The sequence below is a fragment of the Bradyrhizobium sp. Leo170 genome (assembly GCF_004296405.1).
GTDB lineage: Bacteria > Pseudomonadota > Alphaproteobacteria > Rhizobiales > Xanthobacteraceae > Bradyrhizobium.
In genome coordinates this window covers 1-9,450 of the sequence record NZ_PSRR01000342.1, presented here as the reverse complement: position 1 = coordinate 9,450, position 9,450 = coordinate 1, and the positions used below count along the sequence as shown (strand labels likewise).

At 61.1% G+C, this 9,450-nt stretch carries 10 protein-coding genes; 6 read left to right on the top strand and 4 right to left on the bottom strand.

The window, feature by feature from the left end; genetic code table 11:
- Positions 1–109: 109 nt before the first annotated feature.
- Positions 110–346 (bottom strand): hypothetical protein, encoded by a 237-nt coding sequence (locus tag CWO89_RS35985; RefSeq protein WP_028164590.1) that lies wholly within the window; start codon positions 344–346, stop codon positions 110–112.
- A gap of 107 nt (positions 347–453) precedes the next feature.
- A complete protein-coding gene (locus tag CWO89_RS35980) occupies positions 454–912 on the bottom strand; it encodes a MarR family winged helix-turn-helix transcriptional regulator (protein ID WP_130583158.1) in 459 nt (152 codons plus the stop codon).
- A 293-nt stretch (positions 913–1,205) separates the two neighbouring features.
- Here CWO89_RS35980 and CWO89_RS35975 point away from each other — a divergent pair, with 293 nt between their 5' ends.
- The 5 genes from CWO89_RS35975 to CWO89_RS35955 all read left to right on the top strand — a co-directional run bounded on the left by CWO89_RS35975 (position 1,206) and on the right by CWO89_RS35955 (position 8,318).
- Complete coding sequence (locus CWO89_RS35975; RefSeq protein WP_130583157.1) at positions 1,206–2,375, top strand: efflux RND transporter periplasmic adaptor subunit; 1,170 nt, start codon at positions 1,206–1,208, stop codon at positions 2,373–2,375.
- A complete protein-coding gene (locus CWO89_RS35970; protein WP_130583156.1) occupies positions 2,372–5,518 on the top strand; it encodes an efflux RND transporter permease subunit in 3,147 nt (1,048 codons plus the stop codon). Before CWO89_RS35975 ends, CWO89_RS35970 begins: the two co-directional genes overlap by 4 nt.
- Before the next feature lie 465 nt (positions 5,519–5,983).
- Entirely contained in the window at positions 5,984–6,541 is a 558-nt protein-coding gene (locus tag CWO89_RS35965; RefSeq protein ID WP_130583155.1) for a YciE/YciF ferroxidase family protein, read from the top strand.
- Between the two features lie 432 nt (positions 6,542–6,973).
- On the top strand, positions 6,974–7,801 hold the full coding sequence (locus tag CWO89_RS35960) for a YihY/virulence factor BrkB family protein (RefSeq protein ID WP_463702877.1): 828 nt from the start codon (positions 6,974–6,976) through the stop codon (positions 7,799–7,801).
- Entirely contained in the window at positions 7,782–8,318 is a 537-nt protein-coding gene (locus tag CWO89_RS35955) for an inorganic diphosphatase (RefSeq protein ID WP_245476732.1), read from the top strand. The genes CWO89_RS35960 and CWO89_RS35955 overlap by 20 nt, the downstream gene beginning before the upstream one ends.
- Before the next feature lie 189 nt (positions 8,319–8,507).
- Here the strand turns inward: CWO89_RS35955 and CWO89_RS35950 are convergent, their stop codons facing one another.
- Positions 8,508–8,693: a hypothetical protein gene (locus CWO89_RS35950; protein WP_130583154.1), complete on the bottom strand. Its 186-nt coding sequence runs from the start codon at positions 8,691–8,693 to the stop codon at positions 8,508–8,510.
- 236 nt (positions 8,694–8,929) lie between these two features.
- Positions 8,930–9,124, bottom strand: coding sequence for a P-loop NTPase family protein (locus CWO89_RS35945; RefSeq protein ID WP_245476731.1), 195 nt, complete (start codon positions 9,122–9,124; stop codon positions 8,930–8,932).
- A 94-nt stretch (positions 9,125–9,218) separates the two neighbouring features.
- On the opposite strand from CWO89_RS35945, the gene CWO89_RS47230 reads away from it, so the two are divergent.
- On the top strand, positions 9,219–9,450 hold a 232-nt coding region (locus CWO89_RS47230), incomplete at its 3' end, for a hypothetical protein (protein WP_207234641.1).

Sequence of the window (9,450 nt, the reverse complement as noted above, 5' to 3'; positions counted from 1 at the left end):
GATCAGAACGCTTCTAATCTGATTGTTTGAAATTATTCTAATAACGATTCTAAAGAGCGGGAAAACCGCTGCGAAATCAATCACCGCATGGTTCGGTCACGAACGAAGCTTAATCGGCGCTCGGCGGCTTCATCAATGAGAACAATTCATCCACCGTCCGCTGTGCGACCTGACGCACGCGATCGGTGTTCTCGCCTGCAATATTCACTCCATTCACCACCGCTTTGATCTCGTCGCGGAAATCGGTGAGGAAACGCAGCGGATCCTTCTGCTCGTTGGCAACGCGCGCGATCAATCCCGTGATCAGGATCTGACAGGCCATCATGCGTCCGTTCAGCTCGTCCATCGCTCACCCCGATTTCGCTCGCGGGCTGCGATATGGACGACATCGAGTCCGGATTCAACCGGCTCGATACTCCCTCTCCCGCAAGCGGGAGAGGTGAAGAGAAGTTTCTATTTCACCGCGACGTCCGGGCCTTCGCCGAGCGACTTGATGCGATCCTTGAGGTCCCGCAGCGTCTGAAGGCTGGCTTCGATCCTCTGATCGGGAATGTCGTGCAGCACGTCGGTTGCGATCGCATCACGCAGGCTGTCGAGATCGTCGACGAGCTGGCGGCCGCGATCGGTGAGGAACAACCGGTTGGCGCGGCGGTCCTTCGGATCAGGCCGGCGCTCGAGCAGTCCGTGCTCGACCAGGCGGTCAAGCAGCCGCACCAGCGAGATTGGCTGCAATTCGAGCACATCGGCGAGGTCGACCTGCGACAGCCCCTCCTGCTCCCGCAGCCGAAACAGCACGATCCATTGCGCGCGTGTGGTGCCGCGCGTCTTCGCACGATGGTCGATATAGTTGCGCAACAGCCGCGAACTCTCGACAAGCTGCGAAACAAGCTGGCGTTTCAGATCGAGCGACATGTCGGTTTCAACAGGCGCATCAAGGGCTCCAGGAACGCGGTCCGAGATCGTGATCCGATTGGACGGGATCTGGTCACGATCTCATCTCTTTGTTTGAGCATGATCCGCGCAAGCGCTCGCATTTGTCGGGAGGGAAAGCCGGTTTCCACTCTTCCGGATCATGCTTCTAAACCTTTCCAAATGTTTAGGATTCTCAAGTGTTAGTGTGTGTACGCATTAAGTGCTGACGTATTATATGGGTTCCCCGGAACGGTTTTAAACACCTATAATTGTCTTCGAACCCATGAGCGTGCATGTCCAAGTCACGAACGATAGGTTGGGTGCTGCTGGTCGCCGCCATCGGCGCCGCGGGCTATCTTGGTTGGCAGCGCTATGGCGGGGGGCACACCAAAGCTGACGGACAAAAGACTGCTGCCGCTGCCCGTCCGCCCGTCCCGGTTCGGATTGCACGCGTCGAGACCGCCGATTTCCCGGTCTATTTGACCGGCCTTGGCACCGTGCAGGGCTTTAACACCGTCCAGGTCCGCACCCGCGTCGACGGACAAATCATGAAGATCGCCTTCCAGGAAGGCCAGCTCGTCAACAAGGGTGACGTCCTGGTGGAGATCGATCCACGCCCGTATCAGGCCGCGCTCGACCAGGCCACGGCCAAAAAGCAGCAGGATGAGGCGAATCTCGCCAACGCCAAGCTCGATCTGCAGCGTTTCACCCGGCTCGGCGAGTTCGCCACCCGCCAGCAGACCGATACCCAGCGCTCCATGGTCGCGCAATTGACGGCGCAAATCGCCGCCGACGATGCGGCGATCACGAATGCGCAGACGCAGCTCGATTACGCGACCGTCAAGGCGCCGATCACCGGGATCGCCGGCCTGCGCCAGGTCGATGTCGGCAACATCGTCAATGCCGCGACCCAGACCGGCATCGTCTCGATCGCCCAGATCGAGCCGATCGCGGTGATTTTCACCGCGCCCGAGGACCAATTGCCTGACATCAAGGCGGCGCTGGCGGCCTCCCCGCCCAAGACGATCGCCTACTCCACCGACGGCAAGCGCCTCCTCTCCACAGGCGTTCTTGCGCTGATCAACAACCAGGTCGATACGACCAGCGGAACTATCCGCCTGAAGGCGGTGTTCGAGAACAAGGACCACGCGCTGTGGCCGGGCCAGTCGGTGTCGACGCGGCTCCTGGTCCGGACGCTCAAGGACGCGACCGTGGTTCCCGACGATGCCGTCCAGCATGGCACGGACGGACTTTACGCGTATACTGTCAGTCAGGAGAACAAGGCCGAGCTGCACCGGATCAAGGTCAGCTACTCGATCGACGGCAAATCCGTCGTCGATGAGGGGTTATCGCCGGGCCAGCAGGTGATTACCTCAGGCCAATACAAAGTTTCGCCCGGCGTGCTCGTGAGCACTGCGGTCGCGAGCTCGGATCCGACGCAATCCAAGGTGAAGCCGGAATGAGCTACGGCATTTCCGCTCCCTTCATCCGCTACCCCATCGGCACCTCGCTGCTGATGGCCGGCATTCTTTTTGTCGGCCTCGTGGCGTATCCGCTGCTGCCGGTCGCGCCGCTGCCGCAGGTCGACTTCCCGACCATCCAGATCACCGCGAATTTGCCGGGCGGCAGCCCGGAAACCATGGCGACCTCGGTGGCGCAGCCACTGGAACGCCAGTTCGCGCAGATCCCCGGCGTGGCCCAGATGACCTCGACGAGTTATCTCGGGACGTCGGCGGTCACCATCCAGTTCGACCTCAACCGCAACATCGACGGCGCCGCCAACGACGTCCAGTCCGCCATCAACGCGGCGAGCGGACAACTGCCGAAGAACCTGCCGTCGCCGCCGACCTACCGCAAGGTCAACCCGGCGGACTCCCCGATCATGCTGTTGTCGGCGACCTCGGAGACGCTGCCGCTGACCGAGGTGAGCGATGCCGTCGACGCGCAGCTTGCGCAGCAGATCAGCCAGATCTCCGGCGTGGCGCAGGTCATCATCGGCGGCCAGCAGAAGCCGTCGGTGCGGGTCCAGATCGATCCGGGCAAGCTGGTGGCAAAGGGCCTGTCGCTGGAAGACGTACGCGCCGCGATCACCAGCGCAACCGTCGATAGCCCCAAGGGCAATATCGACGGCGACACCCGCGCCTATACGATCTACGCCAACGACCAGCTCCTGAAGGCTGCCCCCTGGAACGACGTCATCATCGCCTACCGCAATGGCGGCCCCTTGCGAATCCGCGATATCGGCCAAGCCGTCGCCGGTCCGGAAGACGCCAAGCAGGCGGCCTGGGCCAACGGCCAGCGCGGCGTGTTCCTGGTCATCTTCAAACAACCCGGCGCCAACGTCATCGACACCGTCGACAAGATCAAGGCAACCTTGCCGCGGTTGGTCGCCGCGATCCCGCCGGCGATCAAAATCGACGTCATCAGCGACCGCACCACCACGATCCGAGCCGCGGTCGAGGACGTGCAGTTCACCCTGCTGCTCACGATCGGGCTGGTCGTGATGGTGATCTTCGTCTTCCTGCGCAGCTTCTGGGCCACGGTCATCCCGACTGTGACGGTGCCGCTCGCCTTGCTCGGTGCCTGCGCGCTGATGTGGGTGTTCGGCTATACGCTGGACAACCTGTCCCTGATGGCGCTGACCATTGCGGTGGGTTTCGTGGTCGACGACGCCATCGTGATGCTGGAGAACATCACGCGCTATATCGAGGAAGGCGAGAAGCCGATGGCGGCCGCCTTCAAGGGCGCGAGCGAGATCGGGTTCACGATCGTCTCGATCAGCATCTCGCTGGTCGCGGTGCTGATCCCGCTGCTCCTGATGGGCGGCATCATCGGGCGCCTGTTCCGCGAATTCGCGGTCGTGCTGGCGATGACGATCTTCGTCTCGATGTTCGTGTCGCTGACGCTGACCCCGATGATGGCCTCGCGCTTCCTGCGCGCCCATGGCGAGACCAAGCACGGCCGCTTCTACCAGATCAGCGAGCGTGGCTTCGACGCCATACTCCGGGGCTATCAAAACGTGCTCGACCTCGCATTGCGCTGGAAGTTCACGACGCTGATGATCTTCTTCGCGACGCTCGGCCTGTCGGTCTATCTGTTCGTTATCATTCCGAAGGGCTTCTTCCCGCAGCAGGATGTCGGCCTGATCACCGCGACCTCGGAAGCCAACCAGGACATTTCCTTCGTCGACATGAAGCGCAAGCAGGAAGCGCTCGGCAAGATCGCGCTCGCCGATCCTGACGTCGCGACGGTGGCGATGGCCATCGGCGGCAGCGGCCGGGCGGGCAATAACGGCGCCATGTACATCACGCTGAAGCCGCGCGACCAGCGCTCCGCCAATGCGCAGCAGATCATCGCACGCCTGCGGCCGAAGCTCGAGCAGGTCGAAGGCGCCAGATTGTTCATGCAGGCGGCGCAGGACGTTCGCCTCGGCGGCCGACCGACCCGCACCCAGTTCGAATTCACGCTGCAGGACGCCAATCTCGCCGAGCTGAACGAATGGGCGCCGAAGATCCTGGCGAAGATGCAGACCTTGCCGGAACTGCGCGACGTCGCAACCGACCAGCAGACCAACGGCACCACGCTCGAACTGAAGATCAACCGCGACACCGCCTCGCGCTACGGCATCCAGCCGCAGCTCATCGACGACACGCTGTATGACGCGTTCGGCCAGCGCCAGGTGACGCAATATTTCACCCAGCTCAACAGCTATCACGTGATCCTGGAAGTGCTGCCCGAGCTGCAGGCCAGCATCGACACGCTGAACAAGATCTATCTGAAATCGCCGCTGACCGGTGAGCAGGTGCCGGTGTCGACTTTTGCGACCTGGACCAGCGTGCCGGTGCGGCCGCTGTCGATCAGCCACCAGGGCCAGTTCCCGGCGATCACCATCAGCTTCAACCTGGCGCAGGGCGTCGCGCTGGGACAGGCGACCGATGCGGTGCAGAAGGCGATGGTCGACCTGGGAGCGCCGCCGACGCTGAATTCGAGCTTCCAGGGCACCGCGCAGGCGTTCCAGCAATCGCTGAGCACCGTGCCGCTACTGATCCTCGCGGCACTGGTCGTCGTCTACCTGATCCTCGGCATCCTCTACGAGAGCTACATCCATCCGATCACCATCCTGTCGACGCTGCCGTCGGCCGGCGTCGGCGCGCTCGCGATCCTGATGGCGGCCGGCTTCGACTTCAGCCTGATCGCACTGATCGGCATCATTCTCTTGATCGGCATCGTCAAGAAGAACGGCATCATGATGGTCGACTTCGCGATCGCGGCCGAGCGCGACGATCACCTGGAGCCGGAGGCCGCGATCCGGCAGGCCGCCCTGCTCCGCTTCCGCCCGATCATGATGACGACGATGGCGGCGCTGCTCGGCGGCGTGCCGCTGATGCTCGGCACCGGCACGGGCTCGGAAATCCGCCAGCCGCTTGGCTACGCCATGGTCGGCGGCCTGATCGTCAGCCAGGCGCTGACGCTGTTTACGACGCCGGTGGTCTACCTCTATCTCGACAAGCTCTCCAATCTGTTCGCCGGCTGGAGCAGCTCGACCGATGCAGAGGACGAGGGGGAGCATCGGGAAGAGCGTTCCGTAAAGGAAGCCGCGGAGTAAGCGTCACCGTCATTGCGAGGAGCACCCATGCCGCTGCACGCGGAGACATGGATTGCTTCGCTGCGCTCGCAATGACATCTCGTAGGATGGGTAGAGCGCAGCGAAACCCGCCGCGGCAATTGATGGGTTTCGCTGCGCTCTCCCCATCCTACAGATATCACCTCGACGCGGCCCGCTCGACAGCGCGCGAAGTTTGCAAGATGCTGGATGATCTTGAGGAACAGCGTGCGCCACTCCGCCTGGTCGATCGACAGGGTTGCAGCTCTATCGGTCATGCTGCCTTCTATCCTTCGATGACATTGTATCCGGACGAGCAGCCGCAGGATGGCATCCGGACGCCGACGCTCGCGCGGGTCGGTCGGCGTCTCCTCGCTGGAGGCTTAGGAACCTTTGGAGTGCCCGCAGGTTGATTGGCCGAAGAGGACATATGCCGTCCTCCTGCTGCATATTCACACCGGAGGACTTATGGCCAAGCGCGCGAAGAAAAAGCGAGCGACTTCCCGGCGGACGCGACAACCGAAGAAGCTGAGCGATCTCTTCCACGAGACGCTCAAGGACATCTATTTCGCCGAGAACAAAATCATCAAGACTTTGCCGAAGATGGCGAAAGCCGCGCACTCGAGAGAGCTTGCGAACGCCTTCAACAAACATCTGCGCGAGACCCATGGACAGGTGAAGCGGCTGGATCAGATCTTCCGGATGCTTGGCAAGCCGGCCCGCGGCAAAACATGCGAGGCCATCAATGGCATCACCGATGAAGGCGCTGAGATCATGCGCGACTTCAAGGGAATGCCAGCACTCGATGCCGGCCTTCTGTCCGCAGCGCAGGCGATAGAGCACTACGAAATCTCCCGCTACGGGACCCTGCGGACTTGGGCGGAAGAACTCGGCATGACGGATGCGGCAAAGCTGCTCCAGGCCACCCTCGCCGAGGAAGAGGCGACCGATCAAGCGCTGACAGAATTGGCCACCTCGGTGATCAATCTCGAAGCCGAGGAAGAGGAGGTGTCGGAAGCGGCCTAGAGCGCGATGGGCTCGGCACGCGATCATCGGCTAGGCATTTACCTAGTTAAATGGGTCCTCCAGATATCTAAGGAACGTTCTTCGGAACATGCACATTACCTCGAACAAGACGCTGAAAACGGCAACGAGGCGATGCACATCAGGCGAGCAAATACAGAGGGTCCCCATCCGCCGTCGGGCGCCTGGACCGTTGCGTCGCTGGTAGCTTTGTTGGGCGTTGCGCTCGCATCGGAATATCTCTTCCCAGCAACGAAGGAGCGTTCGGCTGATACACCGACCGGCCGTAGCGTTCAGGGCGAACCACTCGGAAACGACGACCGCGGTCGTCGGGCAACGAGGCCTTCTGAGATTCCTGCTTCGGGCTGGAAAGACATCGTTCTGCGCGTGTATGCGAACATATCGAAGCACCGAGTATTGGCCCTCGCAGCGGGAATGACCTACTACAGCATACTTGCCATTTTTCCGGCCATCGCGGCATTGGTCGCAATGTATGGACTATTCTCGGATCCTTCGACGATAGCACGGCAGCTCGATCAGCTCGGCGGATTTCTGCCCGGCGGGGCCATCGACGTCGCGCACGAACAGTTGACGCGGGTCGTGTCCAAGGGCTTGCAGACGCTTGGCTTGACCTTTCTGATCGGTCTGACGATTTCGCTGTGGAGCGCGAATGCGGCGATGAAGGCGCTTTTTGACACACTGAATATCATCCATGGCGAAGAAGAAAAGCGCGGCTTCCTCACACTGAATGCAATGTCGCTCGGTTTCACCATCAGCGGGGTCCTCTTCATCCTGGCTGCCCTCGGCTCCATCGTCGCGGTGCCTGTAATCCTCAACTACGTCGGCCTGCCCAATACGAGCGACATGCTCGTCCGCATGGGACGGTGGCCGGCGATGTACCTGATCCTCACGTTCGCCCTCGCCGTTGTCTATCGTTACGGTCCCAGCCGCGAGACACCCCGGTGGCGGTGGATCACGTGGGGCAGCGCAATAGCCGCCCTGCTGTGGCTCGCCGGCTCGGGGTTGTTCTCCTGGTACACGGCCAACTTTGGCAATTTCAACGAGACCTACGGCTCGCTCGGCGCCGTCATCGGCTTCATGACTTGGCTCTGGATGTCAGCGATCGTCATCCTTCTGGGGGCCGAGATCGACGCCGAGATGGAGCACCAGACCGCGCGCGATACCACAACCGGGACGCCGAAGCCGATGGGCATGCGAGGAGCCCGGATGGCAGACACCGTCGGTGCAGCCCAAGGAAGATGAGATGACGAACCTTTTTGAGCTTCCAACCTGGGCAGACGACGACCACATCTTTGTAGTGATCGAGACCCCTCGCGGAAGCACCTGCAAGCTCGACTTCGATCCGGAGCTGCGTGCGTTTACGCTCGCCAAGCCTCTGATGGCCGGCCTCCGCTATCCGTACGATTGGGGCTTTGTCCCATCGACCAAGGCGCAGGACGGTGATCCGCTCGACGTCCTAGTGATTCACGATGCGCAATCCTATCCCGGCGTGGTCTTGCGATGCAGACCGATCGGGATTCTCGAAGTCGAACAGAAAGGCAAGCGCAAGAAAGAGAGAAACGATCGCCTGTTCGCCGTGCCCGACCGCACTCCGCTCGAGACCGATCTAAAGGACATCCGGCATCTTCCCTCGCGAGCGCACCAAGAGATTCAGCAGTTCTTTCTCGCGACGGATGCGCTTGAGAAAAAGGAGCTTGAGTTCCTAGGCTGGCGCGGCCCCAATCAGGCCATCAAGACCATCAAGCGGCTGTCCACGTAAGGGCAAAGCGAGCGTCGAGGCGCGCGCCCTGCCCCGGCGAACTGCGCTTAGCCCCAGCGCCTCCGCGAGTTTCGATTGGGCATTTGCTCACCTCGCAGATGCGCGGGTTCGTGCCCGTCGCCCCCACTGAGGGGCAGCCTAGAGCCTATGCCTTATTGGCAGGGTTGGCGAGTCATTGAACCGCCGGCTTCAACCACTTCGATCTACCGAGGAAGCCGCTATGGCTTGCTCAACTTCCTTAACCAGCGCTCGGTAATGTTCAGCAAGCTTGGCAAACAATGCTTTCTTGGTCGCGTTGGTGGCGAGCTTGCTGATTAGATCGCACTCCTCAGCTTCATTTCGAAGCTTCTCCAAGTGCGCCTGCATGTCCTTCATTGGCTTTGCTCTCCCAGCACCGGAAAAACTAGGCAAAGGGGAAACCCGATAGCAATAAACTAAGTAAATTGGTCCTCTGGGGAAACGGATTGTTGAGATGCGATTAGCTGCGCGCGTCTCTTCACCTCGATGCGCATGGATAGGGCGGGTTAGCGAAGCGTAACCCGCCGCCAGCCGAACGCTGCGAAGAAGATGGTGGATTACGCTGCGCTCTATCCATCCTACAGATCTCCACCTCACCCGCCGAGATAAGCCTTCTGCACCTGCGGGTCCTGCGCCAGCGCCGCGGCTGTGCCTGACAGCACGCTCCTGCCCACCTGCAGCACAGTGGCGAAATCGGAGACTTCCAGCGCAAGCTCGATCGATTGATCCGCGAGCAGGATCGTGAGGCCTTCACGATCCAGCAGACCTCTTCCCGCGCGGCGACGCAACGTTCACAGAGAGCAATTGTCGGGTGTTTTGAACGAGACCGTCTCGGGCGCTGAGATTTTTCCGCAAACGCCAACGCTTCTCAAAAGCTGATCCTTGTCTGCGCTCGATCGACGCACCGATCGTCAGCATACTTATCGATTGACGTGCATCAAAGCCGGCCGCCTTGCCGCGGCGTTAGACTGCCAAGACTTCGAGCATGATGATGAAACGCAATGGCGCGTTCAACAACCGAAGAAGGCCCGCCCGCTCCGGGCGAGAAGTGAAATGCCAACTCCCAAAAATTTATCGCCGAAGAAACGAAAGCTGGTAGCTGGAGTCGTGGGGC

What these genes read in the sequence shown, in the direction of transcription:
- CWO89_RS35985 (WP_028164590.1), bottom strand. Translation starts at nt 346, where the DNA reads ATGGACGAGCTGAACGGACGCATGATGGCCTGTCAGATCCTGATCACG.
- CWO89_RS35950 (WP_130583154.1), bottom strand. Translation starts at nt 8,693, where the DNA reads ATGAAGGACATGCAGGCGCACTTGGAGAAGCTTCGAAATGAAGCTGAG.
- CWO89_RS35965 (WP_130583155.1), top strand. Translation starts at nt 5,984, where the DNA reads ATGGCCAAGCGCGCGAAGAAAAAGCGAGCGACTTCCCGGCGGACGCGA.
- CWO89_RS35975 (WP_130583157.1), top strand. Translation starts at nt 1,206, where the DNA reads ATGTCCAAGTCACGAACGATAGGTTGGGTGCTGCTGGTCGCCGCCATC.
- CWO89_RS35970 (WP_130583156.1), top strand. Translation starts at nt 2,372, where the DNA reads ATGAGCTACGGCATTTCCGCTCCCTTCATCCGCTACCCCATCGGCACC.
- CWO89_RS35960 (WP_463702877.1), top strand. Translation starts at nt 6,974, where the DNA reads ATGACCTACTACAGCATACTTGCCATTTTTCCGGCCATCGCGGCATTG.
- CWO89_RS35980 (WP_130583158.1), bottom strand. Translation starts at nt 912, where the DNA reads ATGTCGCTCGATCTGAAACGCCAGCTTGTTTCGCAGCTTGTCGAGAGT.